This window comes from Devosia chinhatensis, from assembly GCF_000969445.1.
GTDB classification, from domain to species: Bacteria; Pseudomonadota; Alphaproteobacteria; order Rhizobiales; family Devosiaceae; genus Devosia; species Devosia chinhatensis.
On the sequence record NZ_JZEY01000061.1, the window covers coordinates 762,506 to 788,952 of the forward strand.

At 61.4% G+C, this 26,447-nt stretch carries 32 protein-coding genes; 22 read left to right on the forward strand and 10 right to left on the reverse strand.

Annotation, left to right across the window (positions count from 1 at the left end):
• The first annotated feature begins 21 nt into the window (after positions 1 to 21).
• From VE26_RS14040 to VE26_RS14055, 4 genes are all read left to right on the forward strand, one after another.
• Positions 22 to 486, forward strand: coding sequence for an Lrp/AsnC family transcriptional regulator (locus tag VE26_RS14040; protein WP_046105803.1), 465 nt, complete (start codon positions 22 to 24; stop codon positions 484 to 486).
• 89 nt (positions 487 to 575) lie between these two features.
• A complete protein-coding gene (locus VE26_RS14045) occupies positions 576 to 1,223 on the forward strand; it encodes a LysE family translocator (RefSeq protein ID WP_046105804.1) in 648 nt (215 codons plus the stop codon).
• A gap of 19 nt (positions 1,224 to 1,242) precedes the next feature.
• A complete protein-coding gene (locus tag VE26_RS14050) occupies positions 1,243 to 2,091 on the forward strand; it encodes a 23S rRNA (adenine(2030)-N(6))-methyltransferase RlmJ (protein ID WP_046105805.1) in 849 nt (282 codons plus the stop codon).
• 54 nt (positions 2,092 to 2,145) lie between these two features.
• Positions 2,146 to 2,304, forward strand: coding sequence for a YqaE/Pmp3 family membrane protein (locus VE26_RS14055; RefSeq protein WP_046106379.1), 159 nt, complete (start codon positions 2,146 to 2,148; stop codon positions 2,302 to 2,304).
• Between the two features lie 33 nt (positions 2,305 to 2,337).
• Here the strand turns inward: VE26_RS14055 and VE26_RS14060 are convergent, their stop codons facing one another.
• From VE26_RS14060 to thpR, 5 genes are all read right to left on the reverse strand, one after another.
• Complete coding sequence (locus VE26_RS14060; protein ID WP_046106380.1) at positions 2,338 to 2,688, reverse strand: restriction endonuclease; 351 nt, start codon at positions 2,686 to 2,688, stop codon at positions 2,338 to 2,340.
• Positions 2,689 to 2,714: 26 nt separating this feature from the next.
• The gene (rlmN, locus tag VE26_RS14065) at positions 2,715 to 3,923 is read right to left on the reverse strand and encodes a dual-specificity RNA methyltransferase RlmN (RefSeq protein WP_152658856.1); all 1,209 of its coding nucleotides are present in this window, start codon (positions 3,921 to 3,923) and stop codon (positions 2,715 to 2,717) included.
• A 141-nt stretch (positions 3,924 to 4,064) separates the two neighbouring features.
• A complete protein-coding gene (locus tag VE26_RS14070) occupies positions 4,065 to 4,568 on the reverse strand; it encodes an invasion associated locus B family protein (protein WP_046105806.1) in 504 nt (167 codons plus the stop codon).
• Between the two features lie 88 nt (positions 4,569 to 4,656).
• Positions 4,657 to 5,181: an invasion associated locus B family protein gene (locus VE26_RS14075; RefSeq protein ID WP_052715933.1), complete on the reverse strand. Its 525-nt coding sequence runs from the start codon at positions 5,179 to 5,181 to the stop codon at positions 4,657 to 4,659.
• Between the two features lie 218 nt (positions 5,182 to 5,399).
• Positions 5,400 to 5,939: an RNA 2',3'-cyclic phosphodiesterase gene (gene thpR, locus VE26_RS14080; protein WP_046105807.1), complete on the reverse strand. Its 540-nt coding sequence runs from the start codon at positions 5,937 to 5,939 to the stop codon at positions 5,400 to 5,402.
• Positions 5,940 to 6,152: 213 nt separating this feature from the next.
• On the opposite strand from thpR, the gene VE26_RS14085 reads away from it, so the two are divergent.
• The 3 genes from VE26_RS14085 (at position 6,153) to VE26_RS14095 (ending at position 7,990) form a co-directional block, all read left to right on the forward strand.
• A complete protein-coding gene (locus tag VE26_RS14085; protein ID WP_046105808.1) occupies positions 6,153 to 6,923 on the forward strand; it encodes a Bax inhibitor-1/YccA family protein in 771 nt (256 codons plus the stop codon).
• Between the two features lie 102 nt (positions 6,924 to 7,025).
• Entirely contained in the window at positions 7,026 to 7,523 is a 498-nt protein-coding gene (locus VE26_RS14090) for a GNAT family N-acetyltransferase (protein ID WP_046105809.1), read from the forward strand.
• The gene (locus tag VE26_RS14095; RefSeq protein ID WP_046105810.1) at positions 7,523 to 7,990 is read left to right on the forward strand and encodes a P-loop nucleotide/nucleoside kinase family protein; all 468 of its coding nucleotides are present in this window, start codon (positions 7,523 to 7,525) and stop codon (positions 7,988 to 7,990) included. Before VE26_RS14090 ends, VE26_RS14095 begins: the two co-directional genes overlap by 1 nt.
• A gap of 33 nt (positions 7,991 to 8,023) precedes the next feature.
• On the opposite strand, the gene VE26_RS14100 is transcribed toward VE26_RS14095, so the two are convergent.
• The 3 genes from VE26_RS14100 to acnA all read right to left on the reverse strand — a co-directional run bounded on the left by VE26_RS14100 (position 8,024) and on the right by acnA (position 12,318).
• Complete coding sequence (locus VE26_RS14100) at positions 8,024 to 8,407, reverse strand: DUF2794 domain-containing protein (RefSeq protein WP_084620508.1); 384 nt, start codon at positions 8,405 to 8,407, stop codon at positions 8,024 to 8,026.
• 283 nt (positions 8,408 to 8,690) lie between these two features.
• Positions 8,691 to 9,440, reverse strand: a complete 750-nt coding sequence (locus tag VE26_RS14105; RefSeq protein WP_052715934.1) for a DUF1223 domain-containing protein — start codon at positions 9,438 to 9,440, stop codon at positions 8,691 to 8,693.
• A gap of 124 nt (positions 9,441 to 9,564) precedes the next feature.
• Positions 9,565 to 12,318, reverse strand: a complete 2,754-nt coding sequence (gene acnA, locus VE26_RS14110; RefSeq protein WP_046106384.1) for an aconitate hydratase AcnA — start codon at positions 12,316 to 12,318, stop codon at positions 9,565 to 9,567.
• A gap of 154 nt (positions 12,319 to 12,472) precedes the next feature.
• Here acnA and ccmA point away from each other — a divergent pair, with 154 nt between their 5' ends.
• From ccmA to VE26_RS17545, 6 genes are all read left to right on the forward strand, one after another.
• Positions 12,473 to 13,099, forward strand: a complete 627-nt coding sequence (gene ccmA, locus VE26_RS14115; RefSeq protein ID WP_046105812.1) for a heme ABC exporter ATP-binding protein CcmA — start codon at positions 12,473 to 12,475, stop codon at positions 13,097 to 13,099.
• Entirely contained in the window at positions 13,096 to 13,761 is a 666-nt protein-coding gene (gene ccmB / locus VE26_RS14120; RefSeq protein WP_046105813.1) for a heme exporter protein CcmB, read from the forward strand. Before ccmA ends, ccmB begins: the two co-directional genes overlap by 4 nt.
• Positions 13,762 to 13,770: 9 nt before the next feature.
• The gene (locus VE26_RS14125; protein WP_046105814.1) at positions 13,771 to 14,532 is read left to right on the forward strand and encodes a heme ABC transporter permease; all 762 of its coding nucleotides are present in this window, start codon (positions 13,771 to 13,773) and stop codon (positions 14,530 to 14,532) included.
• Positions 14,529 to 14,675 (forward strand): heme exporter protein CcmD, encoded by a 147-nt coding sequence (gene ccmD / locus VE26_RS17540; RefSeq protein ID WP_084620520.1) that lies wholly within the window; start codon positions 14,529 to 14,531, stop codon positions 14,673 to 14,675. Before VE26_RS14125 ends, ccmD begins: the two co-directional genes overlap by 4 nt.
• Positions 14,675 to 15,208 carry a DsbE family thiol:disulfide interchange protein gene (locus VE26_RS14130; protein ID WP_046105815.1) on the forward strand — a complete coding sequence of 178 codons (534 nt, stop codon included), beginning with the start codon at positions 14,675 to 14,677 and terminating at the stop codon, positions 15,206 to 15,208. Before ccmD ends, VE26_RS14130 begins: the two co-directional genes overlap by 1 nt.
• Before the next feature lie 70 nt (positions 15,209 to 15,278).
• A complete protein-coding gene (locus VE26_RS17545) occupies positions 15,279 to 15,419 on the forward strand; it encodes a Flp family type IVb pilin (RefSeq protein WP_152658857.1) in 141 nt (46 codons plus the stop codon).
• Positions 15,420 to 15,531: 112 nt separating this feature from the next.
• On the opposite strand, the gene VE26_RS14135 is transcribed toward VE26_RS17545, so the two are convergent.
• The gene (locus tag VE26_RS14135; RefSeq protein ID WP_046105816.1) at positions 15,532 to 15,741 is read right to left on the reverse strand and encodes a DUF1674 domain-containing protein; all 210 of its coding nucleotides are present in this window, start codon (positions 15,739 to 15,741) and stop codon (positions 15,532 to 15,534) included.
• A gap of 82 nt (positions 15,742 to 15,823) precedes the next feature.
• Here VE26_RS14135 and htpX point away from each other — a divergent pair, with 82 nt between their 5' ends.
• From htpX to VE26_RS14175, 8 genes are all read left to right on the forward strand, one after another.
• Entirely contained in the window at positions 15,824 to 16,807 is a 984-nt protein-coding gene (gene htpX, locus VE26_RS14140; RefSeq protein WP_084620524.1) for a zinc metalloprotease HtpX, read from the forward strand.
• Between the two features lie 9 nt (positions 16,808 to 16,816).
• On the forward strand, positions 16,817 to 18,118 hold the full coding sequence (locus VE26_RS14145) for an RsmB/NOP family class I SAM-dependent RNA methyltransferase (protein WP_046105817.1): 1,302 nt from the start codon (positions 16,817 to 16,819) through the stop codon (positions 18,116 to 18,118).
• An 81-nt stretch (positions 18,119 to 18,199) separates the two neighbouring features.
• Entirely contained in the window at positions 18,200 to 19,807 is a 1,608-nt protein-coding gene (locus VE26_RS14150) for a heparinase II/III family protein (RefSeq protein WP_046105818.1), read from the forward strand.
• 126 nt (positions 19,808 to 19,933) lie between these two features.
• A complete protein-coding gene (gene purH, locus VE26_RS14155; protein WP_046105819.1) occupies positions 19,934 to 21,517 on the forward strand; it encodes a bifunctional phosphoribosylaminoimidazolecarboxamide formyltransferase/IMP cyclohydrolase in 1,584 nt (527 codons plus the stop codon).
• Between the two features lie 121 nt (positions 21,518 to 21,638).
• Complete coding sequence (locus VE26_RS14160) at positions 21,639 to 22,979, forward strand: oligosaccharide flippase family protein (RefSeq protein WP_084620526.1); 1,341 nt, start codon at positions 21,639 to 21,641, stop codon at positions 22,977 to 22,979.
• A gap of 87 nt (positions 22,980 to 23,066) precedes the next feature.
• Complete coding sequence (leuC, locus tag VE26_RS14165; protein WP_046105821.1) at positions 23,067 to 24,473, forward strand: 3-isopropylmalate dehydratase large subunit; 1,407 nt, start codon at positions 23,067 to 23,069, stop codon at positions 24,471 to 24,473.
• Positions 24,464 to 24,895, forward strand: coding sequence for a metallopeptidase family protein (locus VE26_RS14170; protein WP_046105822.1), 432 nt, complete (start codon positions 24,464 to 24,466; stop codon positions 24,893 to 24,895). Before leuC ends, VE26_RS14170 begins: the two co-directional genes overlap by 10 nt.
• A 138-nt stretch (positions 24,896 to 25,033) precedes the next feature.
• Entirely contained in the window at positions 25,034 to 25,351 is a 318-nt protein-coding gene (locus VE26_RS14175) for a hypothetical protein (RefSeq protein ID WP_046105823.1), read from the forward strand.
• A 60-nt stretch (positions 25,352 to 25,411) separates the two neighbouring features.
• On the opposite strand, the gene VE26_RS14180 is transcribed toward VE26_RS14175, so the two are convergent.
• Complete coding sequence (locus VE26_RS14180) at positions 25,412 to 25,711, reverse strand: hypothetical protein (RefSeq protein ID WP_046106386.1); 300 nt, start codon at positions 25,709 to 25,711, stop codon at positions 25,412 to 25,414.
• Positions 25,712 to 25,792: 81 nt separating this feature from the next.
• Here VE26_RS14180 and VE26_RS14185 point away from each other — a divergent pair, with 81 nt between their 5' ends.
• On the forward strand, positions 25,793 to 26,392 hold the full coding sequence (locus VE26_RS14185) for a DUF4893 domain-containing protein (RefSeq protein ID WP_152658858.1): 600 nt from the start codon (positions 25,793 to 25,795) through the stop codon (positions 26,390 to 26,392).
• Positions 26,393 to 26,447: the final 55 nt, after the last annotated feature.

Below are 26,447 nucleotides of genomic sequence, written 5' to 3' on the forward strand. Positions count from 1 at the left end.
TTGTAGTTTTGAGCGCATAACGTGTCAGAAACCCTCGACGCCATCGATCGCCGTATTCTGCGAGCATTGCAGCGCAATGGCCGTATGTCCAATGTCGAATTGGCTAGTGCGGTGGGCCTGTCCCCCTCCCCCTGCCTGCGGCGGGTTAAGCTGTTGGAGGAAAAGGGCGTTATCGAGGGCTATGTCGCGGTGCTCAACGGCCCCAGCCTCGGCCTCGGCCTGACGGTGTTTGCCCGCATCTGGTTCAAGACCCAGGATGCCGAGACGACCAACCTGTTCGCCCAGACCATCCAAAAATTTCCGGAAGTGGCAGAGTGTTACCTCACAACCGGGGAATGCGACGCGCTGCTGCGCATCGTCACGACGGACCTGCACGCCTATTGGCGGTTTCAATCCGACCACCTGATGCGAATCCCCTCGGTACAAAGCGTCAAAACCGATGTGCCCATGGAGACGATCAAGGCGGGACGGGAATTACCGGTGTGAGGTCAGGGCCCGTCGATGAACGGGTTCTGGCGCCCCTACCCCCAAGGGGCGAATAATGCGATTGTCCGGCTGAACCAATCGAGCCCGCCATGCCCGCCTTCATTCCCGACCTGCCCGTCATCCTCGCCTTCGCGCTGGCTGCCTTTGTGCTGGCCGTAACGCCCGGGCCGGATATGGCGCTGTTCATCTCGCGTACCATGAACTGGGGGCGCAGTCATGGCTTCGCGACGGTCCTCGGCGCCATCACCGGCATAGCCGTACATACCACATTGGTGGCGTTCGGGATTTCGGTACTGATCGTGACCGCCCCCGCCGCCTTCTGGGCCCTTAAGCTTGTCGGCGCGCTCTATCTGGTCTGGCTGGCCATCCAGGCTATTCGCGATGGCGGCGGCATTCTCGTCACCCGCGCCGCCGGCAAACAGCCCAGCTGGGGCCAGTCCTATCTCACCGGATTGGGTATCAACCTAACCAATCCCAAGGTTGCCCTGTTTTTCGTGACCTTCCTGCCCCAGTTCGTCTCAGCCTCCGACCCGGCGGCGCCCGGAAAACTCATGTTCCTGGGACTCGAATTCGTCATTGTCTCCCTGCCCGTCGTCATTGCCATCGTCCTTTTCGCCGAATGGCTGACGCGTACGCTCAAGGAAAAGGCTTGGGTGGGAAAGGCGCTGAATTGGAGCTTTGCCGCCGTTTTTCTGGCATTTGCTGCCACCATTCTTCTTGCCGAAGGCCGCAAATAAACATGATCGTGACGGTCCAATGAATTATCGCCACGCTTTTCACGCGGGCAACTTCGCCGACGTGGTCAAGCACATCGTTCTCACCCGTATCCTTGCCTATCTGATGCGCAAGGATGCCGCCTTTCGGGTGATCGACACTCATGCCGGTATCGGGCTCTATGATTTGCTGGGCAACGAGGCCGAACGCACGGGCGAGTGGCAAGCCGGAATCGGCCGGCTGATTCACGTGAAACTTCCCGCGCCCGTTTCAGACCTGCTGGGCCCCTACCTGGACATAGTGCAAGGGCAAAATCCCGATGGCAAGCTCCGGTTTTACCCCGGCTCGCCGATGATCACCCGCCACATGCTGCGGCCGCAGGACCGGCTGATTGCGCTCGAATTGCATCCCTCCGATGCCTGGGCCTTGCGCAAGAACTTCGCCGACGATTTTCAGGTGCGTGTCACCACGCTCGACGGCTGGGCCGCCATGGGCACGCACCTGCCGCCCAAGGAGAAGCGTGGCCTTGTCCTGGTCGATCCCCCTTTTGAAGAAAAAGGCGAATTTACCCGCATGGCTCAGAGCCTTGAAAAGGCTTACGCCCGCTGGCCTGGTGGCACCTATGCCTATTGGTATCCGATCAAGGAGGCGCGCGACGTCGACACCTATGTCAAGGCGCTCAAAGCCACCGCCATCCCCAAGATTCTGCGCATCGAGCTGAATATCGACAATCCCTCCACGCCACCGCGACTGCACGGAACCGGCATGATCGTCGTCAACCCTCCCTATGTGCTGGAAGAGGAAATGCGGACAGTGCTGCCTGTATTGGCCGATTTGCTCGGCCGTGAAAAACGCGGACGTTGGCGCCTCGATTGGGTCGCTGGCGAATAGAGGAACGATCCCGGCATGGACGGCGTTGTCCGGCTCACCAATCAGGGGCCCCAGATGGATATCATCCGCATCATTCTTTCAGTCATTATCCCGCCGGTCGGTGTTTTCCTGCAGGTGGGGCTCGGCCTTCACTTCTGGCTCAATATCCTGTTGACGCTGCTGGGCTATTTTCCCGGCCTGATTCACGCGATCTGGGTCATCCTGCGCAAATAGAGCCCGTGGACCCACGAGCGGTGAGCGTCCTGTTCAGTCACGATTCTTGCGGCTTTGCCGTCGCTCTTTGGTCAACCGGGTCGGCGCATGGAAATCTGCCGGCTTGGTTCTCACCCAATCGATGAAAGCGGCAAGTTCCGGATCTGCGCGCAGGATCTCAACATCGGCTAGGTGACGAGCCAGCTCGGCCTCGGAAAACCGGGCATGGATGGCGCTGTGGCAAATCTGGTGCAGGCGCACAGTGCCTTTGTTCGTGCCGCCTTTGAGACGAGGCACGAGATGATGACGGCTCGATTTGGCGTGAGGTGGAATCGGCCGCTCGCAAAGCGGGCAAATTACCGGCTGGCGTGAGGCGGCCGCGGCCTCGGCAGCCGCGATCGCCATCTCGACCCGGCGGGCCGATGGCTTCATCAGACCCCGGCGAGCGCGTCCCTATCCTTTTTGGACAGCCGCTCGCTCTCGCTCTTCAATTGCCCGCAGGCCGCAAAGATGTCACGGCCGCGCGGCGTCCGCACCGGGCTGGCATAACCGGCCTTATTGACGATATCGGCGAAGCGCTCGATCCGGCTGGACGGCGACGTCCCGTAATTGCTTCCCGGCCAGGGATTGAACGGGATCAGGTTGATCTTGGCCGGAATGCCGGCCAGGAGCCGCACCAGTTCCTTGGCTTCGGCATCGCTGTCATTGATCCCGTCGAGCATCACATATTCAAAGGTGATGCGGCGGGCATTGGAAAGGCCAGGATAGTTCTTGCAGGCTTCAAGCAGTTCCTTCAGCGGCCATTTCTTGTTGATCGGCACCAGCACGTCGCGCAAGTCGTCGCGCACGGCATGGAGCGAGATGGCCAGCATGACGTCGATTTCGCGGCCAGTCGGCTCGATATAGGGCACGACGCCCGAAGTCGAAAGCGTGATGCGGCGCTTGGAAATGGACATGCCGTCGCCCGCCGATGCAATCAGTAGGGCCTGCTTGACGTTGTCATAATTATAAAGCGGTTCGCCCATGCCCATCATCACGATATTGGTGATGGCGCGGCTGTCGCCGCCTGGTACGAGACCACCGTCATCCGGGCGCGAGCCGCCGGGAAAATCGCCCAGGCGCTCACGGGCCATGAGGATCTGCCCGAGAATTTCGCCGGCCGTGAGGTTGCGCACCAGTTTTTGGGTGCCGGTATGGCAGAACGAACAGGTGAGGGTGCACCCGACCTGAGACGACACGCACAGCGTCCCACGATCGCTTTCGGGAATATAGACGGTTTCCACCTCGACCGGCGGCATGTTGGGATTTTGCGGATCACGGAAACGGAACAGCCATTTGCGCGTACCATCGACCGAGACCTGCTCGGAAACAATTTCCGGACGATCGAGATTGAACGTATCGCTTAGCTTCTGCCGCACTGGCTTGGCCACATTGGTCATGGCATCGAAATCGGTGACGCCGTTGACATAAAGCCAGTTCCACAACTGGCTGGCGCGCATCCTGCCCTCTTTTTCGGACACAACGTCGTGATTGACCAGCATCTCGGCGAGACCTGTCTTGGACAGGCCGATCAGCGAAGGCCGCGTCGTCCCGGTGGGACGGACGGCACTGGAATGGTCAAGGTTCAGCGCAATGCTCATGGCAGGCACGGGGGCTCGGAAGATAGGGGAAGTGTGCGGCCTCTAGCATATAGACACGCATTTATCAAAGTCACGCTGGCGGGAGGCAGCGTTGCAGTGCATCGCCGTCCGAATTCTCCCCGCTGGTCAGCGGAAGATTTCTCAGCACTCCGCGCCGACAGCCTGCTGGGCGGCGGTGGCGCCGGAGAGGGAATAGGACTGGGTCACCTGCGTACCATTCGCGGAGGTGCCGGTCACCACAAGCGTCGAGCCGGCGCGAATGGCCGCGGCAAGGTTGGCGGCCTGGCCGCTGTCGTCCAGCCAGGCAGCGTCGCCTTGGGTGAAGAGCGGGAAGCTTTGGCCACCGATCGTTACGCTGGCCATAGAGCCTGTCTGGAAAGTGTAGCCAGCCACCACGTTGAACTCGGCAGTCACGTCCTCGGCTGGCCGGTTGCTGACATAAACGTAGGCGTCGCCACCGGCCGCGCCAGCAGGTTCGGTGCTCTTCGGGCGGCTCATGGCAAAGCAGACCGTGCCGGTGCCGTCATCGGCGGCATAGCTCGACCAGTCGCGGAAATCGCCCAGGACCCGAGCCGACTGGGCCTGCGCAGGAACGGCGGTGGCAGCGACCAGCATGGCGATAGCAAGGGAGGCGGATCGGATCATCGGATTCTGCTCTTCAAAAAAGGCAAAGGGCGACAGGCCCCCAAAGGCCCGGCGCCCAGTTATGGTATTTTCGCGCTGCGGGGCAAGCCTATTGGCAGGCGCTGTCGATGGCGTTCATCGCTGCTGTTGCGCCGGCCAGCGAATAGGTATCCACCGTATCGGTACCCCGTTGGCTGGTGCCGCGAACCACCATCTGGTTGCCGGCCTTGAACGCCTGCACAAAGCCCGCTTCGTCGCCCGCCGACGCCAGCCAGGCAGTGGAACCGCGGGCACCCATTACATAACTCTTGCCATCCACGCTGACCGAAGCCTTTGCGTCTGTGGTGTTGTAGGGATAACCGATCTGGGTTTGTACTTCGTTCTTGGAGCCCATGCCCTTGCGGTGCACGATCAGGAACTTGATCGGGTCGCGATTGGCGCCAGCGGGCTCGCTGCGCGTCGGTTCACCGATGATGAAGCACATGGCCCCGCTGGCATCGGTCGCCGTATAGGCCGACCAGGCATTGAAAGTGCCAAGCTCCGTCGCCTGCTGCGCCTGAGCGGCGGCCGGCGCCAGAGCCATGAACGCTGCGACCGCGAGCCCGAGCTTCAGCCCACCGGTTTTCATCGTCATCGCCAATTCTTCCTCTTGTCTTGCTGCCGTCGGAGGCATTGCACGTCCCGCTGAGCATGCCCCGAACATGGTTACCAAGGTGTCAAACCCGCCTGCATTTGACTGCATTTGCCTCAAATGAAAGCCAATCGCGGCGGCATTTTGGCGGAACGGGTCCGCCCGGCCCGGTTTGCGCGGCAAGGGTTAAGAGGAAGCTAACACTTGAGTGATCGTGAAGTTCAGGCGGCCAGAGGGTAGGCCTGCTCGACCAGGTACGGCCCACCCCCCACGGAGTCGCGGCTCGAATAGAGAACGAAGCGCGCCGGGACGAATGTAAGTGGCTCGAACCGGCTCGCTTCGGCCAGGAACCGCGCAATCTCTCCTGCCCCCGCACCGCGCAGCCGCGCCAGTGTCACATGTGGCACGAATTTGCGGCCCTCCGGGGGGAGGCCCACCCGTTGCAGCACTCTCTCCTGCGCAGCCTGCAGGCGGCTCAATGCCTCGGAGGGCTCGACACCCGCAAACAGCGCCCGCGGCTTGTCGCCGCCAAAACTGCCCAAGTGGGTCAACCGCACTGGAAATTGCAACGAATTGGCAAGCTTATCGAGGCTGTCGGCCACGTCGTCGGCTGTAGGACGATCCACGTCGCCGATGAAGCGCAGCGTGATGTGATAGTTGTCCGGATCAATCCAGCGCGCGCCGGCAAGACCTCCGCGCTTGAGTGCGAGTTTAAAGGCCACATCCCGCGGCACTTCGAGACCGGTAAAAAGCCGGGGCATGGCGTTCTCCCTGGCTGGAGACGAGGCAAGGACGGCGCGATTCTGGTCTTGAGCGTAACACAATCTATTTATCGGGCCAGTCCTGTTGCCGCAGGCGGCCATTTATCCTTGTCATTCAACCATTGTGTCCCCATATTCCCTGCCAAGTGGCAAGAGCCAATTGCCCCCGGCGGTGCAAAGACCGCAGTTTCTATTGGGAAAGGAAACCTGAGAATGGCTGAATATGACCGTCAGACCCTCAATGCGCGGGCCGGCTCGGCCGCGGCCATCGATGAGGGCCTGCGCAGTTACATGCTGCGCGTTTACAATTACATGGGCCTTGGCCTGGTGATCACGGGCCTCGTGGCCTTTTTCGCTGCCCAGGCTGCCGTTACCTCCGATCCGTCCGCTGCCGTCGCGCAGCTGGATGGTGGCACCTACCTGACGCAATGGGGCGTCCTGCTCTTCGGCAGCCCGCTGTCCTGGGTCGTCATGCTCGCCCCGCTTGCCTTCGTGCTGGTGCTCAGCTTCGGCATTAACAAGCTCTCCGTCCCGGCTGCACAAGGTGTGTTCTGGGCGTTTGCGGCCATCATGGGCCTGTCGCTCAGCTCGATCTTTCTAGTCTATACCGGCGCCTCCATCGCCAAGGTGTTCTTCATCACTGCCGCGACCTTCGGCACGATGAGCCTCTACGGCTACACCACCAAGCGCGACCTTTCGGGCATGGGCAGCTTCCTGATGATGGGCCTGATCGGCATCATCATTGCCTCGATCGTCAACATCTTCATGCAGTCCTCGATGATGGAATTCGTCATCTCGGTGGTCGGCGTGCTGATCTTCACTGGCCTCACCGCCTATGACACGCAGCGCATCAAGGAAAGCTATGCTGACCATTATGGTGCTGACGTCATGGCCAAGAACGCCATCATGGGCGCGCTGAGCCTCTACCTGAACTTCATCAACCTGTTCATGATGCTCCTGCGCCTTTTCGGCAACCGCGAGTAATATGCAAGAAGGCTTGATGGTCCGATCAAACAATTTGGTTGGACGATCTTTGGGACCGCAGCTTACAAGAGCTGCGGTCCTTTCTTTTGCCCGACGCGATTCATGTCCGACACCATTCTGCGCGCCTTCTCCTGGTCCGATATTCCGGCAATCACCCGCATTTATCGGCACTATGTCGATAACACCGCCATCACCTTCGACACCGAAGCCCCTGGCGAAGAAGCGATAGCCGAGAAATATGCCGGCCTGCAGAAGCTGGGCCATCCCCTGATCATCGCCGAGCGCGACAACAAGGTGATCGGCTACGCCTATGCCAGCTTCTACCGCCCCCGCGCCGCTTATCGCTTCACCTGCGAAGATTCGATCTATCTCGACCCCCAAGAGACGGGCAAAGGCCTCGGACGGGTCATGCTGACCGAGCTGCTGGTCCAGTCCAAGGCCTTCGGCTTCAAGCAGATGCTGGCCGTCATCACTGCCGACACCGCCAATTCCATCGCAATTCACGAAAAATTCGGCTTCGAGCGCGTCGGCTATTATTCCGCCGTCGGCTACAAGTTCGACCGCTGGCATGACATCGTGCACCTGCAAAAGGCGCTCTGATGGCCGTTCTCCACCTCATGGTGGGATTGCCCGGCTCGGGCAAGACGACGCGGGCCAAGGCCCTGGCCGAACAGACCGGCGCCCTGCGGCTGACGCCGGACGAATGGCAAACCCGGCTGTTCGACGACGACATGCACCATCCAGACCATGACAGGCGTCACGATGCCATCGAGGCGCTGATGTGGGACGTGGCGGCAATCGTGCTCAAGCAGGGCGGCGAGGTCATTCTCGATTTCGGCTTCTGGAGCCGGGCCGAGCGGCAGAACTTCGCGCAGCGGGCCGCCGCTTTGGGCGCGCAATGCCGGATCGATTATGAAGCCACATCGCTGGCCGAACTGGAGCGACGGGTTCTCGCCCGCAACCAGGCCATGCAAGAAGGCCATTTCGTCATTCCGCTCGAAAACCTGCGGGACTGGGCAAAGCTGTTCGAAGCCCCAGATGACCGGGAATTGGCAGGCAATTTCTAGCGCTACATCCGTGTCGCGGACGAGCGAAAAAGCTCAACTCACCACCACCAGATCTGGATCGAGCACGCGCAGCACCTGAGCAAGATCATGCCCACGCTTGAGGATCATTCCTTGCTGGTTGGTCACCATGTACATGCCCTGCTTGTTCCGCAGCTTGGGATTCTTCTCGACCACATAGAGCGGACGTTCCGACACGCGGGCATAGATCGAAAACAGCGCTCTGTCCTTGAGGAAATCCATGGCGTAGTCGCGCCATTCGCCGCAGCCCACCTTGCGCCCATAGACCGCCAGAATCTGCGTAAGCTCGCGACGGTCAAAAGCGATGACCAATGGCGCGGGGCCTTGAGGATGCGCAGCTGACTGGCCTCCATGCACCACCGAAAGGGAATTGCGAATATCGTTACCGGGACCTGGCACGCGGCCTCAATCGTTTCGTCGTCACCCTGTCATGATCGACCCATTTCCTGAGGCTGGCAAGGGGTGCAAATAACCCCACTTTCGCCATACACCCTCCCTCTTGACGCCTGAATACCTCGGTAGGATTTCAATCATTGCCTCCCATGGTCGGCAGGCAGACAAAAATGAGCTTCCAAACCTGATGTCTTCTGCTGGCCGTTTGATATTGAGTTGACCAGAGTCATATACCCGCTCCTTCCCCCGAGGAGCGGGTTTTTTTGTGATTGTAGCAGGTATGATGCGATCAGAACTCGTAGACGCCCGCGCCCAGGATCGGTCCGGGAAGGCCGTTGCGCTCGTTCTGCACCAGAACCGCGAAGCCGGTATTGCCAGGCCTCGTATTGGGCAGGGCGGTAAGGGGCAGCTTGATCTGGGCACCGGTCTCGGCTTCCCACATGCCCAGGATCTGCCGATCGGTCACGACCTGGGTATAGGCCATCTTTTTGCCCGCATTTTCACCCGCATCGATGGCCACGTCGGCGCGAACGAGATAGCGCACCAGCCAGATATTGGCGTCCCCCAGGTCAGCATCGGGCGGGATCGTCACAGCCAGCATGTCGCCATGTCGCTGCAAGGCCACTTCCAGCGGCAATTGCGCGGATGCCATCGCATCCTGAACGGCATCGCGCTTCGATCCCACGACGCCTTCGGAGCCGTTCACCACCATCTGCGGCGTATAAATGCGCGTCGATCCCCAGCTTTTGGCATAGGACCGCTGCCGGTCGGAAAAGGCTTTGTCGCCGAATGTGTCTTCCCAGCCGATATAGTCCCAGTAATCGACGTGATAGGCCAGAGCCACCACATCGTCGCGCTCGGCAAGGCTGTTGAGGAGGGCATCGGCCGGAGGGCATTGCGAACAGCCTTGGCTCGTGAACAGCTCGACCACCGCCCGGGCCGGCGCCGGACGTGACTCGGCACCAGGCGCCCCGGCAAGGGCTAGGGAGATCGAAAGGCTGGACAGGAAACCGAGGGCAAGGCGAAAAAACATGGTCATGGTTGTAAGCCGCACACTCCCCGCCTGCCTAGTCAAAACCGGGTGAGAGGGTAAAAACGCTGTCGGCCAAAGAAAAATGGCGGCCCGGAGGCCGCCATTGGTATTTTCCGTAGGACGCGAGCCCTTATGCGGCGACCAGGCTCCGCAGCACATAATGCAGGATGCCACCATTGCGGAAATAATCGAGTTCGTTGGCCGTATCGATGCGGCAGCGGGTTTCGACATTGAGCACCGAGCCATCGGCGCGGGTGATCTTGACGGTAACCATGGCGCGCGGCTCGATGGTCTCGACGCCCGAAATATCGATCGTCTCGGTGCCGTCCAGGCCCAGGCTCTGCCAGCTCTCGCCATCCTTGAACTGCAGCGGGATGACGCCCATGCCCACCAGATTGGAGCGGTGGATGCGTTCGAAGCTCTGCGCGATGACGGCTTTTACGCCGAGCAGGTTCGTACCCTTCGCTGCCCAGTCGCGACTGGAGCCGGTGCCATATTCCTTGCCGGCAAAGATCACCAGCGGGGTATTCTGCGCCTGGTAAGCCATCGCCGCATCGTAGATCGGCATCTGCTCGCCCGACGGACCCTTGGTGAAGCCGCCTTCGACTCCATCAAGCATCATGTTCTTGATGCGGATATTGGCGAAGGTGCCGCGCATCATCACTTCATGATTGCCGCGGCGGGCGCCGTAGGAGTTGAAGTCCTTGGGCGCAACCTGACGTTCGGTCAGATACTGGCCTGCTGGAGTGCCGGCCTTGAACGAACCAGCCGGCGAGATGTGGTCAGTGGTGATGGAATCGAGGAACAAGGCCAGGACGCGTGCCGAGACCACGTCGGTCACAGGCTTGGGCTCGATGGTCAGGTCTTCGAAATAGGGCGGGTTCTGTACATAGGTAGACGAGGAGTTCCAGCCATAGGTCTCGCTGCCCTCTACTGCGATACCCTGCCAGTGCTCGTCGCCCTTGAACACGTCCGAATAGCGCGAGCGGAACATCTCGGCCGTCACGTGCTGACGCACGATCTCTGCAACCTCATGGTTGGTCGGCCAGATGTCCTTCAGATAGACCGGCTTGCCATCCTTGCCCGTGCCCAGCGGCTGGGTGGTGATGTCGACATTGAGCGTGCCGAGCAGCGCATAGGCCACGACCAGCGGCGGGGAAGCAAGATAGTTTGCCCGCACGTCCGGGTTCACGCGGCCTTCGAAATTGCGGTTGCCCGACAGCACCGATGCAGCAACCAGCTTGTTCTCGTTGATGGTGTCGGAAATGGCCTGCGGCAGCGGGCCGGAATTGCCGATACACGTCGTGCAGCCATAGCCCACGAGATTGAAGCCGATGGCGTCGAGATCGTCCTGGAGACCGGCGGCAGTGAGGTAATCGGTGACGACCTGCGAGCCGGGCGCGAGCGAAGTCTTGACCCAGGGCTTGGAAGTGAGGCCGAGGGCGCGGGCCTTGCGAGCCACAAGACCGGCAGCGACCAGCACGGAGGGATTGGACGTGTTGGTGCACGAGGTGATGGCGGCGATCACCACCGAGCCATCGGTGATGTGATAGTCGGCCCCTTTGACAATATAGGCCGCCTCTTCGGGAATATCGTGCACGCCGTTGGCGCCTTCATCCACGAAGCGGCTTTCCTGCTTGTCGGTGGGCAGGCGGGTACGCTCGATGCGCCCGCCGCTCAGCTCGGGCAATGCCGCATCGAAGGCGCGGGTCACGTCCTTGAGCGCGACACGGTCCTGGGGACGCTTGGGGCCCGAGAGCGACGGTACGACGGTGGAAAGATCGAGTTCGAGCGTCGAGGTGAAGACCGGGTCCTCGCTGTCGGAGGTGCGGAACATGCCCTGCGCCTTGGAATAGGCTTCCACCAGTGCTACGCGATCGGCGTCGCGACCTGTAGTGGCCAGGAATTTCAGCGTATCGGCATCGACGGGGAAATAGCCGCAGGTGGCACCATATTCGGGGGCCATGTTGGCAATGGTCGCCTGGTCTTCGAGGCTGAGATAGTCGAGGCCCGGACCGTAGAATTCGACGAACTTGCCGACAACGCCCTTCTTGCGCAGCATTTCGGTGACGGTCAGCACGAGATCGGTGGCAGTGATGCCTTCGTTGATCTTGCCGGTGAGCTTGAAGCCGACGACTTCGGGAATCAGCATGGTGACCGGCTGGCCGAGCATGGCCGCCTCGGCCTCGATGCCGCCCACGCCCCAGCCCAGAACGGCCATGCCGTTGACCATGGTGGTGTGCGAGTCGGTGCCCACCAGCGTATCGGGATAGGCGACAATCTCGCCGTTCTCTTCCTTGGTCCAGACGGTCTGGGCCAGGTATTCCAGGTTCACCTGGTGGCAGATGCCGGTGCCCGGGGGCACGACACGGAAATTGTCGAAGGCCGACTGGCCCCAGCGCAGGAATTCATAGCGCTCGCCATTGCGCTCATATTCGAGCTCGACATTCTGGTTGAAGGCCATCGGCGTGCCGAAATTGTCGACCATCACCGAGTGGTCAATGACCAGATCGACCGGAACCAACGGATTGATTTTCTGCGGATTGGCGCCGAGCTTGGCCGTTGCGTCGCGCATGGCGGCAAGGTCGACCACGGCGGGAACGCCGGTGAAATCCTGCATCAGCACGCGCGCGGGGCGATACTGGATTTCATATTCGGACGTGCGGGAAACCAGCCATTCGGCGATCGCCTGGATGTCTTCCTTCTTGACCGTCCGGTTATCCTCGAAGCGCAGAAGGTTCTCGAGCACCACCTTCATCGAGCTGGGCAGCCGGGAAACACCGGCAAGGCCATTCTTTTCCGCTTCGACAATGGAATAATAGGTGTAGGTCTTGCCACCGACAGTGAGCGTCGATTTGGATTTGAAGCTGTCTATCTGTGTCACGATGCTCCGCCCTTCTTGCTGCTGACGCGGTGATCCGGGCGTTTGGGGCCGCCGAATTTGCGCGTTTTCTGGAATGAGTCCAATTCCCTTGGGCTTATAGTCAATCGAACAGGCCCTTGCCAGTACGACCATGGGTTCAATACGAGAAGGGGCCATGACACTACGGCAAGTCTTTCCAGCAATTTCCCTCACGACCCGAGCCCTGTGCGTCGGTCGCGGCGAGCAGGTTCTGGCCCCCGCGCTCGCGCTCAATGTCCGGCCCGGCACCGGGCTTTTGCTGCGGGGCCCCAATGGCGCAGGCAAATCCACACTGCTGCTTACCCTCGCAGGTCTCCTGCCCCCCTTGGAGGGCGCTGTTTCCTACGAAGGCCATGATCCCGAAACCGGACCCGTGCAGCATTATTGCGGCCACCGCAACGGCGTCCGCCCGCGGCTTGGGGTGATCGAAACCCTCGACTTCTGGGCCGCACTCAACGGACGTACGGGCCTGGCTCCTGCGGCGGCCTTGGCGCGGGTCGGTCTGGAAAGCACGGCTCTGCTCGATGCCGGATATCTCTCGGCAGGCCAGCAAAGGCGCCTCGCACTTGCCAGGCTATTGGTGTCACGCCGACCGATATGGCTTCTCGACGAGCCCAGCGCCGCGCTTGACAACCAAGGCCAGGCGGTACTGGCAAGCCTACTTTCCGAGCATCTGGAAGACGGGGGCCTTGCCATCATCGCCACCCACGATGAGATCGCCGTTCCCGGACTGGCGACACTGATGCTGGGAGCCCGGCAATGAATGGCTTTTCGGGAACGCTGCACCGCGAATTGAGGCTGGCCTTGGCGGGCAGCGGGGAAATCCTCACCTTGCTGCTGTTTTTCGTCATTACCGGCGCCCTGGTGCCCTTCGCCATCGGACCCGATAAGGTCCTGCTCGCCCGGATTGCGCCCGGCATTGTCTGGATTGCCGCATTCCTCTCCATGCTGATGGGACTTGAAAAGCTGTTTCGACCTGACCGTGAGGACGGCACCCTGGCGCTCTACCGCCTCGGCGAGCTCCCGCTCTGGGCTGTCATTGCCGCAAAAGTGATCGTGCATTGGCTCACCACTGCCCTTCCCCTCCTGCTCGCAACGCCCTTTCTTGCATTGATCCTCGCCATGGACATGGAGAGCTTTTGGAGAACCTTGTTGTCGCTGCTGCTCGGCACCCCCGCGCTGGCCGCCTTCGGCACCTTCGGCGCGGCGGTAACCGTAGCGATCCGGCGCGGCGGGCTGCTTGCACCGATCCTCATCGCGCCGCTCTGCGTGCCGGTTCTGATCTTCGGCGTCGGCGCGATTTCGCCGATGGGCGGGCCCGATCAGGCCGGCGCCGCCCTGCTCTTCCTTGCGGCACTCAGTCTCATCTCGGTGAGCCTGGCTCCCTTTGCGGCTTCACTTGCGATAGATTGGGGGGAAGAGTAGAGCCGCACCATGACAATCGACACCACACCCAAAATGCGCTGGTGGGACCGGCTGGCCCATCCCGGCCAGTTCATGGCCTGGACCGGCTACATCGTCTGGCCTCTGACGATCGTCACCGGCGCGCTGTTTGCGCTCGGACTTTGGTTTGCCTTCTTCAACTCTCCTCCCGACTACCAGATGGGTGACACGGTCCGCATCATGTATGTGCACGTGCCGACCGCCTGGCTCAGCCAATTCGTCTATGGCGCCATGGCGGTCTCAGCCCTTGGGACCCTGGTCTGGCGGCACCCCATGGCTGATGTATCGATGAAGGCCGCCGCGCCTCTGGGCGCCGCTTTTACCGCCATGGCGCTCTTCACCGGTTCAATGTGGGGCCGGCCCACCTGGGGCACCTTCTGGGAATGGGATGGACGCATGACGTCCACGCTAATCCTGCTCTTCATCTATCTGGGTATCGTTGCGCTCTGGCGCGCCTTCGATGACCAGCTGCGCGCCGCCCGTGTGATTGCCATCTTCACCCTTGTCGGCGCGGTCAATGTGCCAATCATCAAGTTCTCGGTGGATTGGTGGTCGACCCTGCACCAGCCGGCCAGCGTGTTCAGGGCCGACGGGCCCACCATGCCGGGCTCTCTGCTGGCGCCTCTCTTTGCCATGTTCTTCGCCTTCACCCTCCTCTTCATCACCCTGCAGGTCGTATCCATGCGCACCGAAGTGCGCCGCCGTCGCGTAGCAACGCTGGAACGCAAAGCCGCCCGGGAGGCCGGTGCATGATTGAACTTGGACAGCATGCCGGCTTCATTGCCGCCGCCTATATCGGGGTTTTTTCGGGCCTTCTGGCGCTTATTGGATGGGCGATCTTCGATAGCCGCCGGGTAAGGCAGCGGCTCGCCGCCCTCGGGGACAAGCGCGGCTGATGCGTTACCTGTTTTTCGCGCTGCCCCTTCTGCTGCTTGTAGGCTTGGTCGGTGTCTTTGCCTTTTCGATAGACCGTGACGCCAGTCTCGTGCGGTCCGTGCTGATCGACCGGCCCGCCCCCGATTTTACGCTTGCTGCGGTTGAAGGCCTCGACGTGCCCGGTTTCGACACAGATGCCCTTTCAGGAGCGCCCAGCATCGTCAACGTCTTTGCCTCCTGGTGCATCCCCTGCCGGGACGAGCACCCCTTGCTCGAACAGCTCAAGGCCCAGACCGGCATCCGCATGTTTGGCATCAATCATTCGGATGCTCCGGAAAATGCGCGCGCGTTTCTGGCTGAATTGGGCAATCCCTACGACGCCATCGGCGCCGACCGCGACCGGCGCGCCTCAATCGACTGGGGCGTCTATGGCGTGCCGGAAACCTTCCTGGTCGATAGCGAGGGGGTCATCGTCTACAAGCATGTCGGCCCGCTGACACCGGCAGCGATCGAAGCCGAGCTCAAGCCTGCCATCGAAAGGCTGCAAAGCTGAGCCATTCAGCGTGCGTTCAGCTTTGGTTGGGCATTTTGCTTCCGTTGGCCCATAAGTGACGAGTTGCGTTTTGCGTCTGATCCGGAAATTCTTCATCGACCAGAAGGGTATCAGCGCCATCGAATATGGGCTCATCGCTGCCATCGTCACCGTCGCGATGACCTTCGCGGTATCGGCAGCTGGCTATAACATCACTGACCTTCTGGGGTGATGGCCGCATCGAATTTGCGGTTTTGAATGTCCATAAAGCGCCCCAGACCAAGGCGCATTCGCTTAAGTGAACGACGTTTACTTTACGACAAGTCAAGTAAGCATCGCTCACTTCAGAAGTCGCTCGTCAGACCCTTGATCTCCCAATCACCATAACGGCCGGGTTCAAGCCCCCCTCGTCCCCCTTTTTCGCGCGGCGCCATTGCCGTCGCCTTGTCGATAGCGTCGCGTCGTTCCTCGGCCTCGGCCAGAGCCCGCTTGGCGGCAGGGCTGCGCACTCTGGCCAAAGGTTGTGGTTCGGAAGTTTCGTCGGAATCGGACATTACGCTTTGTTCACCTGCTTGCGCGGAACCGGCTGACACACAACATAGTTGCTCGAAAGATCCAACCCAAGGGGTTCGACCCATGTTCAATGCCTTCCGCACCTTTGTCCTGCTCGCAGGCATGACCGCCCTCTTCATGGTGGTGGGGTATTTCATCGGTGGCACGGGCGGCATGATGATGGCGCTGGTCTTTGCCGCCGGCACCAATCTCTTCGCCTATTGGAACTCCGACAAGATGGTGCTGCGGATGCAGAATGCCGTCCCCGTCGAACGCTCCCGCGCGCCTGAACTTTACGACATGGTCGACACGCTCTCCAGGCGCGCCGGCATTCCGACCCCAGCCGTCTATGTGATCGAAACCGACCAGCCCAACGCCTTTGCGACTGGTCGCGATCCGAAAAACGCCGCTGTTGCCGTCTCCTCCGGGCTGCTCCGCCAGCTCGATACGCGCGAAGTGGCGGGCGTCGTGGCTCACGAACTGGCCCATATCAAGAACCGCGACACGCTGACCATGACCATAACGGCCACGCTTGCGGGTGCCATTTCGGCTTTGGCGCAGTTTGGTCTCTTCTTCGGCGGCGGCAATAATCGCGAAAACCCGCTTGGCGGTATCGGCGCACTGCTCATGGTTTTTCTCGCCCCTCTCGCGGCCATGATCGTCCAGATGGCGGTGAGCCGGACTCGCGAATACGAAGCCGACAAGGATGGCGCCGCCATTTCCGGCGATCCGCTCGCCTTGGCCTCCGCGCTCAACAAGATCGCCACGCTGGCTGGCCGCCAGGTCAATGTTGCGGCCGAGCGCAACCCGGCCATGGCGCACATGTATATCGTCAACCCTCTCAACGGCGCCCGCATGGACAATCTGTTTTCCACGCATCCTGACACGGGCAACCGTATTGCCGCGCTGCAAAAGCTTGCAGGTGAGATGAGCCTGGACGATAAGGGGCGCCGCCCACAGCCCCGTCCCCGCCCCGCCTCGAGCGGCCGCGACAACGGTGGCGGTTGGCGCGTGCCGACCGTGGGGCGCACCGAAGACGATGGCGGTGCGCGCGGTCCTTGGGGATAGAATTGATAAGTGGCGTATAAACCCGATCCGGCGGGCCTCAAGCTCCGTCTCATTGCCGCCCAACGGTTGAAGGCCGTTCTGGGCGGTGAACATTTTGTGCCGCTCTCCAGCTTCGACCTTCCGGACGGGCGCGACCGCGCGCTCGCCAATCGGTTGATCACGATGGCCTTGCGTCGGCACGGCCAGATCGATGCCATGATCAGCGAATTGCTGGAAAAGGGATTGCCACCACGCGCCGGCACATTCGAGGCGGTTCTGCGCCTGTCTCTGGTGCAACTGGTCTTTATGCCCGAGCTCGGCGCCCATTCGGCTTTGTTTCTCGCCGTCGAAGCCATCAAGCGCGACAACAAGGCCCGACACCTGTCCGGGCTGATGAACGCCGTCTTGCGCAAGGCGCAGTCCAATTCGGCGCGCTATGGCCTGATGGATGACGATCTGCTCCTGCCCGAGACGGTCCGTGACCGCTGGACCCGAGCCTATGGGGCCGAAACTGTCACGCAATTTGCCCACGCCTTGGTGGATGGAGCGCCGCTCGACCTGACCTTGCGCGATGACGATCCCGAATTGGTCGAGGCGCTGGGCGCGGACCACCTGCTGGCCGACAGCGCGCGCATTGAAAGCCGGGATCGCCCCGTCGAGGCTCTTCCCGGCTACGACACTGGCAGGTTCTGGGTGCAGGACGCCGCTTCCGCCATCCCGGCCCGCCTCTTCGGATTGCCAGCCGGAAGCACGATTCTTGATCTTTGTGCGGCTCCAGGCGGCAAGACAGCGCAATTGCTCAAGGCCGGTTATGCGGTCACCGCGCTCGACAATGACGGTGCGCGGCTTGAACGGCTCAACACCAATATGGCGCGGCTAGGCTACACGCCCTACGTCGTCGAGGCTGATGCCGCGACCTTTGCGCCGGGCACGCCTTTCCAGGGCATCCTGCTCGATGCACCCTGTTCGGCCACGGGCACGTTTCGTCGCCACCCCGAAGTCCTGCGCCATCGCAGCGCCCATGACATTGCCGGCCGCGTCAGACTGCAACAGGCGTTGCTGACCAACGCCTTCCGCTGCCTCGAAATCGGAGGCACGTTGATTTATTGCACCTGTTCGCTTGAGCCTGAAGAGGGCGAGGCGCAGGTGGATTGGGCTTTGCATGCCTTGCCGGGCCTGGAGCTCGCGCCGATAGCACCCGCCGAACTGGTTGGTCTGGAACAGGCCGTGACAGCCGATGGTCTGGTGCGCACCCATCCCGGGATGAATCCGGGCGGTGGAAAACCAGGAATGGACGGGTTCTTCGTGGCGCGATTCCGCCGAACACGGTAAAGAAAGCGTGAAGCCGATGCGGGGAAGGCACCGGCGAGGACGCGTAGTGACCAAGAAGGCAATCACCCTGGGACAGGCGAGTTGAGCGGGCGGCTGATCGATAGCGGTCGCCAGCTTGCTTTGGGCTTGGCCGATTCGCTGGTGACAATGCCGCTGCTGCGCTGGACATGGCGCGGACAGGGCGAAACAGCGTTTGCGGGAGACCTGCCCGATTTCCGGCCGGCCGACCGCGAGGCGGTCCGCGAGATGATGTCGGGTCGGTACCTGCTGGCCTCCAAACTTTTCGAAACCGGCGGCGCATCGCCATTTTCCCTCGATGTCGATCACCCCGACTGGTGGAACAATCTGCATTCCTTTTCCTGGCTCCGTCATTTCCGTGACGTGCGCGACACCGGAGAACGCCTCTTCGCGCGTACGCTGGTGCTGGACTGGATTGGTCGTGAGGGCCAGTTCGAGCGCGACAGCTGGACGCTGACCCTGACCACCCAGCGTGTGCTCAATTGGCTGCGACACCTGACATTCCTGCTTGACGGGGCGACGCCCGACCAGGCCCGGACCATCCAGCGCAGCCTGGGAACGCAGGTACAAAGCCTCAAGGTCCGTGGATCTTTGGCAGCCGATCCGGTGGAAACGCTCTTTGCGGCCATCGGACTTCTGGGCGCAGAACTGTGCATCACCCTCGACTTGCCCGATATCGATGCGGCCGTCACCCGGCTGGATACGCTGTTGGCCCGCCAGCTGGACGCTGAGGGCCTTCATCTCTCGCGCAACCCCAGGTTGCAATTGTCGCTTCTGACCGAGCTGACCAGCCTCAAGCGGGCTTTGGGACGGCATGGCAATGCCAACACGGCCGAATTGTCGAACCGCATCGACCGCATGCATGAGGCCCTCGATGCCTTGACGCTATCGAGTGGCGAGCCGGTCTATTTCAATGGCTGTGGTCAGGTGCCGCACGATGTCCTTGTGGCAGTGCAGTCCAACGGTCCCACCGCTTCACGCCATTCCGCCCTTTTGGGCGGCTATGGGATCGTGCGGGCCGGCGCAAGCGTGGTGATCGCCGATTCCGGACTGCGCCCGCCCCCCGGTTTTGATCAGGAGAGTCATGCCGGCGGCCTTGCCTTCGAATTTTCTCATGGCAGCGAACTGATCGTGGGCTCCTGTGGCCCCGCTCCCTCCGATATGCCTGAGAGCCGCGACCTGTTCCGCCAGACCATCGCTCATTCGGCGCCGACCATAGACGACGAAGACCACGCCCCACGGGGCAAGGCCACGCCTGCCCTCGCGCTCGATACTGCGCAACATATGCTGTCGCTGACCTCGGTGGGATACGGCCCGGCCTTCGGCGCCGAGATCGAGCGCCGTCTGACCTTGCTCGCCGATGGCACGACCCTTGTCGGCCAGGACCGCATCCTTGCCACCGGCCAGACACAGACCGGCCGCATGGCCATACGCTTCCATCTTGCCCCCGGCATCAAGGTCCGGCGCAGCGGCGGCGAAGGCATGGCCCGTCTGATCCTGCCCAACGGCATGGTCTGGAGTTTTCTTTGGGAAGGGGCGAGCGTCCATGAGGAAGACAGCGTGCGTCAATCGTCCTATCTCGGGTTTCACCGCACCACTCAATTGGTTCTCGAAACCGATGTGACGCCCGGCGCGGAAGTCGCCTGGATCTTCACGCTCGAGCAACAATAGGACCGCCGGAGCCATGACTTTGCGGCCTGCTCGATAGGCTCGCCTAGTCCATACCCCATTGGCCTCTCGCCCTCTTCGTGCTAGCGAGCCGCTCAATCCTCATCAATTGACGGCGAGACACATTCCATGGGCAAGACGGTACAGGTCGGGCGGGCACTGCTTTCGGTATTCGACAAATCCGGCATGGCCGATTTCGCGCGGGATCTCTCCGCCGCTGGTGTTGAGCTGGTCTCGACCGGTGGCACGCAGCGTCTGATCGCCGAAGCCGGTCTGCCGGTGCGGGAAATTGCTGACCTGACCGGCTTTCCCGAAATGATGGATGGCCGGGTCAAGACGCTCCATCCCAAGGTCCATGGCGGGCTTCTGGCGGTGCGCGACAATCCGGAACACAAGGCCGCCATGGACCTGCACGAAATCGGCCCTATCGATCTCGTTGCCGTCAATCTCTACCCGTTCGAAAAGACCGTCGCCTCCGGCGCCTCCTATGATGAGATCATCGAAAACATCGATATCGGCGGACCGGCCATGGTGCGCTCCGCCGCCAAAAACCATGCTTTCGTGACGGTCGTCGTCGATCCAGCAGACTATCCCGCGATCCTTGAGGCCATGAAGGCTGGCGGTATTCCCTTCGAGATGCGCCAGAAGCTGGCCGCCAAGGCCTATGCCCGAACCGCCGCCTATGACAGCGCCATCTCGACCTGGTTTGCCAGGGAAATCGACTTTGCCGATGTGAGCTATCGCAGCTTCGCCGGCACGCTGAGCGAAGTGATGCGCTATGGCGAAAATCCGCATCAATGGGCGGCGTTCTACAAAAATGGCGATAATCGCCCAGGCGTTGCCACCGCCACCCAGGTGCAGGGCAAGACGCTCAGCTATAACAATATCAATGATACCGACGCGGCCTTCGAGTTGGTCTCCGAATTCGATTCCGCAGAAACGGCGGCCGTTGCCATCATAAAGCACGCCAATCCCTGCGGCGTCGCCGTGGCGGGCGATCTGAAGACCGCCTATCTCAAGGCATTGCGCACCGATCCTGTATCCGCCTTTGGCGGCATCGTCGCCACCAACCGGGAGATCGACGCTGAAACCGCCACCGAGATCGTCAAGGTATTCACCGAAGTCATCGTCGCCCCGTCGGCCACCCAGGAAGCGCAGGACATCATCGCTGCCAAGAAGAACCTGCGCCTGCTGCTGACCGGCGGCATGGCCGACCCCAAGGCCGATGGCCTCCTGGTCAAGTCGGTGGCCGGCGGTCTTCTGGTACAGGGTCGCGACAACAAGAATGTCGATGATTGCGACCTCAGGGTCGTCACCCGGCGCCAGCCCAGCGCGCAGGAGCTCATCGACTTGAAACTGGCCGCCAAGGTCGCAAAACACGTCAAGTCCAACGCCATCATCTACGTTAAGGACGGCGCGACGGCCGGCATCGGCGCCGGACAGATGTCCCGCGTGGATTCGGCGCGCGTTGCCCACCGTAAATCGATCGACGCTGCCCAGGCCGCTGGATTGGAAGGCGCACTGACCGAGGGTTCGGTGGTCGCTTCGGACGCCTTCTTCCCGTTTGCCGACGGCCTTGAGGCCCTCGTCGCTGCCGGCGCCACAGCGGTCATTCAGCCCGGTGGGTCCATGCGCGACGACGAAGTGATCGCGGCCGCGGATGCCGCAGGCATTGCCATGGTCATGACCGGAATGCGCCACTTCCGGCACTAATCCTCGATAGCCACATTACGAAATTGTAATTTCTACGCATCGGGAATTTAAGGGCTTTTTGACCCCCGCCATGCCAGTTTAGCCGCCGCCGAACCCAATCGTGTGGCGGCAAGGCAGGCTCATGCGCGTCCCTATTCCTCGTGATCTCTCCAGCCTGTTGCAAGCCGGAATGTGGCGCTCGCTCGCCTCCTTGGGCATCAAGGTGGGGACGGCGGGGCTGACCTATCTCACCTATGTTGTGCTGTCGCGGACGCAGACGCCGGACGAATATGGCCACTTTGCCTTCGGCCTTGCCCTCGCCACGGTGCTGGCGATCGTTGCCGGTGTCGGTCAACCCCTGGCTGCCATGCGTCTATGGGCCGAGCAGCGCGGCAACGGCGATGCAGCAGCAGCGCGCGAAACCATTGCGGCGGGATCGACCATCACTTTCTTGGCCAGCATCGCCCTGGGTGTTGTTCTCTGTCTTCTGACCTTGGCCTATCTGCCCTTCCTGGCGCCAGGAGATACGGCCAACCACATCTATGCTGCGGCCATCCTCATCTTGCCGCTGGCCCTGTCCGAATATAATTCTGCGGCCCTTCGCGCCCAGGGTTCTCTGTGGACGGCGCTCCTGCCGCGCGATATTTTCTGGCGCCTTCTCCTGCCCGTAGCCGTCATTCTGCTTTTCCTTCAGGGGCATGTGCTGAGCGGCCCCGATGCATTGGTGCTGTCGGCCGGGATTCTGATGCTGATGTTGGCCCTGCAGATGCAGGTTGGTGGCCGCCGCTACGCAATCTGGCCCGCGATGGCCCCTGTACGATCGCATCTGCGCCGCTGGGGACGGCTGAGCTTCTGGCTGCTCATGGGCGCCCTGATCGAAACGCTGGCACTCAATATCGATGTCATCCTTGTCGGGCTGATGCTCGACCTCGAAAGCGCCGGGCTCTACTTCAACGCCTTTCGCACCGCCGGGCTGATGACGCTTTTCACCTTTGCCATCGAGCTGGTTATCGCGCCCATGGTGGCCGAGCATTATTACGCCGGCAATATGCGCAAGGCGCAGGCCGTGACGACGCTTTGCGCCTGGGCAGGCTTTATATTCTCGCTCCTGATCTTTGCCGGCTTCGCTTTCTTCGGTGATCTCGTCTTGAGCCTATTCGGCCCGAGCTACGAGCAGGGATGGCTCATCCTCATCCTCCTCGCCTTCGGGCTTTTGTTCGACGCTGCCACCGGCCCATCCAAGATCGTCATGATGATGACCGGGCACGAGCGAGCCTATGTGGCCATTTATGGCGCCATTACCCTCGCGGGCGTTGCGCTTCAGGTCGCGCTCATCCCCATCTACGGCATTTTGGGCGCCGCCCTGGTCAATATGGGCGCACGGATCCTGGCGCAGATGGCGATCGCTTTCTGGTGCCGCTACCGCATCGGTCTCGATACCAGCCTGATCGGCCTCCTGGCATTGCGACGCCTACCCGCCTGAACCGTACCCACGAGTACGGTTATGCTTGACCCTCGGCCCGGCTTGGCATTAGAACCGATCCAAATTTCATCCTTCGGAAGCACGGAAATGACCAAGGCCCGCACGCTCTACGACAAGATCTGGGACGACCATCTGGTCCAGAACAACGAGGACGGCACGAGCCTGCTCTATATCGACCGTCATCTGGTGCATGAAGTGACCAGCCCCCAGGCCTTCGAAGGCCTGCGCATGAACAACCGTAAGGTGCGTCATCCCGAGCGCACTTTGGCGGTAGTTGACCACAATGTGCCCACGACCGATCGTTCCCTTCCCAATCCCGATCCGGAAAGCGCCATCCAGATTGCGGCCCTGGCCGAAAACACCAAGGATTTCGGCATCGAATACTATGACCCGTTCGATCATCGTCAGGGCATCGTTCACATCGTGGGCCCGGAGCAGGGCTTTACCCTGCCGGGTATGACCATCGTCTGCGGCGATAGCCACACCTCGACCCATGGCGCCTTTGGCGCACTGGCCCACGGCATCGGCACGTCCGAAGTTGAGCATGTCCTGGCGACGCAGACGCTGATCCAGCAAAAGGCCAAGAACATGCTGGTGCGTGTCGATGGCCAATTGCCCGAGGGTGTCACGGCCAAGGACATCATCCTTGCCATCATCGGCGAGATCGGCACGGCCGGCGGCAATGGCCATGTGATCGAGTTCGCCGGTGAGGCCATCCGCTCGCTGTCCATGGAAGGCCGCATGACGGTCTGCAACATGACCATCGAAGGCGGCGCCCGCGCCGGCCTGATCGCCCCCGACGAAAAGACTTTCGCCTATGTCCAGGGTCGTCCTCGCGCTCCCCAGGGCAAAGCCTGGGACATGGCGCTGGACTATTGGAAGACCCTCTATACCGACGAGGGCGCCCATTACGACAAGGTGGTGATCCTGGACGCCGCCAAGCTCCCGCCCATCGTCTCCTGGGGCTCCTCGCCCGAGGACGTCATTTCCGTCCAGGGCGTGGTCCCTAACCCTGATGATATTGCCGACGAAACTAAGCGCGCGTCCAAGTGGCGGGCACTCGACTATATGGGCCTCAAGCCCGGCACCCCCATCACCGACATCAAGCTCGACCGGGTCTTTGTCGGATCCTGCACCAACGGCCGCATCGAAGACCTGCGCGCTGCCGCAGCGGTGATCAAGGACCGCAGGGTGGCCAGCCACGTCTCGGCCATGGTCGTGCCTGGCTCGGGGCTCGTAAAGGCTCAGGCCGAGGAAGAAGGCCTCGATGTCATCTTCAAGAATGCCGGCTTCGAGTGGCGCGAGCCCGGTTGCTCGATGTGCCTGGCCATGAATCCCGACAAGCTGGCCCCCGGCGAACGGTGCGCCTCGACGTCCAATCGCAATTTCGAGGGCCGCCAGGGCTTCAAGGGGCGTACCCACCTGGTGTCGCCCGCCATGGCCACCGCAGCCGCAATCGCCGGCCACTTCGTCGATATCCGCGAGTGGCAGTAAGCGGCACCGACTGGTCGGAATATCGTGCCCCGACCCTTGATGATTTAGAGGCGTTGGCAAGCCATGCGCTTGCCAACCTGCCGGAGCCGTTTCGCTCTCTGGCTGCTGACGTCACCTGTTCGGTTGCGGAATATGCCGAAGACGACGTTCTCGAAGGCTTTGGCATGGAAAGCCCCTTCGAACTGATGGGGCTGTTCCACGGCATCGGATTGACCGAGGACGGCGCCGTGCCACAAACCGGACAGATGCCCAATACCGTCTTTCTCTATCGCCGCGCCATTCTGGACTATTGGGCCGAGCATGACGACAACACTCTGGGTGAAATCGTCACCCATGTGCTCATCCACGAACTGGGTCATCATTTCGGATTTTCCGACGAAGACATGGAAGCCATCGAGGCTGCCGCCGATGGGGAAGAGTGACCGCCGCGCCGCCAACGTGCTTAGCGGTTAAGGTAAACAAGTGGTAAAGCTGGGGGGAATTACGGAAATATCCTAAGACATTAGCACTCTGGCAGGAAGCATGAGGCTTCCACAGGGCAGCAATTAGGAGATCCCGAAATGACAACCCGGGCGAAGACTTCGCTCAAGATCGTGAAGCCCGAAGTCGAGCAACTTGAAGAACTGGAACAGGTCATCCAACAGGCTGCCAAGCAGACCGCGCCCATGGTGCAACGCCTGGCCACCCATCGCGACCGCATCGACCTGGCCATCAAGGAACTGGAAAGCGAGCGGTTTGAGCTGATCTCGCGCCGCGACCTGATGCGCCGTCAGGCCGACGCTGTCGAACAGGGCCTCAACATGCATATCGAAGACATCGAGGCCACCATGCGCCTCTACGAAGCCGGCATCAATTCATTGCCGGCGCCGTCGAACTGATCGACTAGACCGGGATCGAGACAAGCCGGGCCCAAGCCCGGCGTTTCGTCCCGGACCTCTTTACGCGCGTTCGACGAAGCTGAATTCGGCCTCGTTGCCGCCGGCGGGGTCGTCCGACACCATCAGGGCCAGTTTGTTGGCTTCGAGCGCGGCGAACCAGTCTTCCCAGCTGACCAGCTCGAAACCGCCGATGCGGTCGGGCCCTTCATTGCCATCGGCATTCAGGCTGTCCTGCCCGAAGGACAATTGCAATACCGTGCGGCTCCTGCTGCCATCGGGCACCTCCATGAGAACGGGATTGCCACCCCGGGCAATGGCCCATTGGCGGATCGCATCGCGGTCGGTGAGTGTTTGGGACATGAAAACCTCCGGTTCAATTGTCTTTGAGAAAGCACATTTGCGGACCAAGGTTCCTTGATCCAAAACAAGAGACGTCTCGCCATGCCCCATCGCCCTCTGCACCTCGCCAGCCTTGTCCTTGCAGGCCTTGTGGCCTTCCATCCCCTTTCCGCTTTAGCATGCGAGGCTCCGGCGGCAGCGGAAATCAGCGCCGCTGATCAGGCGCGCATGGCCATTTTCCCGACATCACGCAGCCAGGGGCTCGCCGAGGCATTGATGGCCACGTCCAACAGCGACAGATCCATCGTCAGCGGTCTTTTCGACCGGCCGGATGGTGCCGCCAATGCTATCTCCGATGGCGATTATCGCTGCCGCACCATCAAGCTCGGCGGCAACCTGCCGCTCATTGTCTATGATTTCTTCCAGTGCCGGATTTCCGAGGATGGTACGAAAATAGACAAGATCAGCGGCTCCCAGCGCTTTTCAGGCACGCTCGCGGCCACCGGCAGCGCCCTGTTTTACCGCGGCGCCCTTCACTACGGAAACGAGGGGTCGATAGTCTATGGTGCGGACAGGGAACGAGACCAGGTCGGATGTCTCTACCAGATCGAAGACGGCATTCCCGGCCATTACCGCCTCGAATTGCCGCGCCCCCAATTTGAATCGACCCACGACGTGATCGAGCTCGTCGCGCGCGACTGACCATTTGCGTGAGAGCGCCGTCCTGCTATGGAGCCAGAAGCCAATTCGGGACATG

Bases quoted from the DNA above. Each gene is read 5' to 3' on its own strand.
- VE26_RS14045 (WP_046105804.1), top strand. From the start codon at position 576: ATGCCCGCCTTCATTCCCGACCTGCCCGTCATCCTCGCCTTCGCGCTG.
- VE26_RS14090 (WP_046105809.1), top strand. From the start codon at position 7,026: ATGTCCGACACCATTCTGCGCGCCTTCTCCTGGTCCGATATTCCGGCA.
- VE26_RS14135 (WP_046105816.1), bottom strand. From the start codon at position 15,741: ATGTCCGATTCCGACGAAACTTCCGAACCACAACCTTTGGCCAGAGTG.
- VE26_RS14130 (WP_046105815.1), top strand. From the start codon at position 14,675: ATGCGTTACCTGTTTTTCGCGCTGCCCCTTCTGCTGCTTGTAGGCTTG.
- VE26_RS14125 (WP_046105814.1), top strand. From the start codon at position 13,771: ATGACAATCGACACCACACCCAAAATGCGCTGGTGGGACCGGCTGGCC.
- VE26_RS14160 (WP_084620526.1), top strand. From the start codon at position 21,639: ATGCGCGTCCCTATTCCTCGTGATCTCTCCAGCCTGTTGCAAGCCGGA.
- thpR (WP_046105807.1), bottom strand. From the start codon at position 5,939: ATGCCCCGGCTTTTTACCGGTCTCGAAGTGCCGCGGGATGTGGCCTTT.
- ccmA (WP_046105812.1), top strand. From the start codon at position 12,473: ATGACACTACGGCAAGTCTTTCCAGCAATTTCCCTCACGACCCGAGCC.
- purH (WP_046105819.1), top strand. From the start codon at position 19,934: ATGGGCAAGACGGTACAGGTCGGGCGGGCACTGCTTTCGGTATTCGAC.
- VE26_RS14055 (WP_046106379.1), top strand. From the start codon at position 2,146: ATGGATATCATCCGCATCATTCTTTCAGTCATTATCCCGCCGGTCGGT.
- leuC (WP_046105821.1), top strand. From the start codon at position 23,067: ATGACCAAGGCCCGCACGCTCTACGACAAGATCTGGGACGACCATCTG.
- VE26_RS14185 (WP_152658858.1), top strand. From the start codon at position 25,793: ATGCCCCATCGCCCTCTGCACCTCGCCAGCCTTGTCCTTGCAGGCCTT.
- ccmD (WP_084620520.1), top strand. From the start codon at position 14,529: ATGATTGAACTTGGACAGCATGCCGGCTTCATTGCCGCCGCCTATATC.
- VE26_RS14070 (WP_046105806.1), bottom strand. From the start codon at position 4,568: ATGATCCGATCCGCCTCCCTTGCTATCGCCATGCTGGTCGCTGCCACC.
- VE26_RS14075 (WP_052715933.1), bottom strand. From the start codon at position 5,181: ATGACGATGAAAACCGGTGGGCTGAAGCTCGGGCTCGCGGTCGCAGCG.
- VE26_RS14180 (WP_046106386.1), bottom strand. From the start codon at position 25,711: ATGTCCCAAACACTCACCGACCGCGATGCGATCCGCCAATGGGCCATT.
- htpX (WP_084620524.1), top strand. From the start codon at position 15,824: ATGTTCAATGCCTTCCGCACCTTTGTCCTGCTCGCAGGCATGACCGCC.
- VE26_RS14105 (WP_052715934.1), bottom strand. From the start codon at position 9,440: ATGACCATGTTTTTTCGCCTTGCCCTCGGTTTCCTGTCCAGCCTTTCG.
- VE26_RS14085 (WP_046105808.1), top strand. From the start codon at position 6,153: ATGGCTGAATATGACCGTCAGACCCTCAATGCGCGGGCCGGCTCGGCC.
- rlmN (WP_152658856.1), bottom strand. From the start codon at position 3,923: ATGAGCATTGCGCTGAACCTTGACCATTCCAGTGCCGTCCGTCCCACC.
- VE26_RS14050 (WP_046105805.1), top strand. From the start codon at position 1,243: ATGAATTATCGCCACGCTTTTCACGCGGGCAACTTCGCCGACGTGGTC.
- VE26_RS14095 (WP_046105810.1), top strand. From the start codon at position 7,523: ATGGCCGTTCTCCACCTCATGGTGGGATTGCCCGGCTCGGGCAAGACG.
- ccmB (WP_046105813.1), top strand. From the start codon at position 13,096: ATGAATGGCTTTTCGGGAACGCTGCACCGCGAATTGAGGCTGGCCTTG.
- VE26_RS14060 (WP_046106380.1), bottom strand. From the start codon at position 2,688: ATGGCGATCGCGGCTGCCGAGGCCGCGGCCGCCTCACGCCAGCCGGTA.
- VE26_RS14175 (WP_046105823.1), top strand. From the start codon at position 25,034: ATGACAACCCGGGCGAAGACTTCGCTCAAGATCGTGAAGCCCGAAGTC.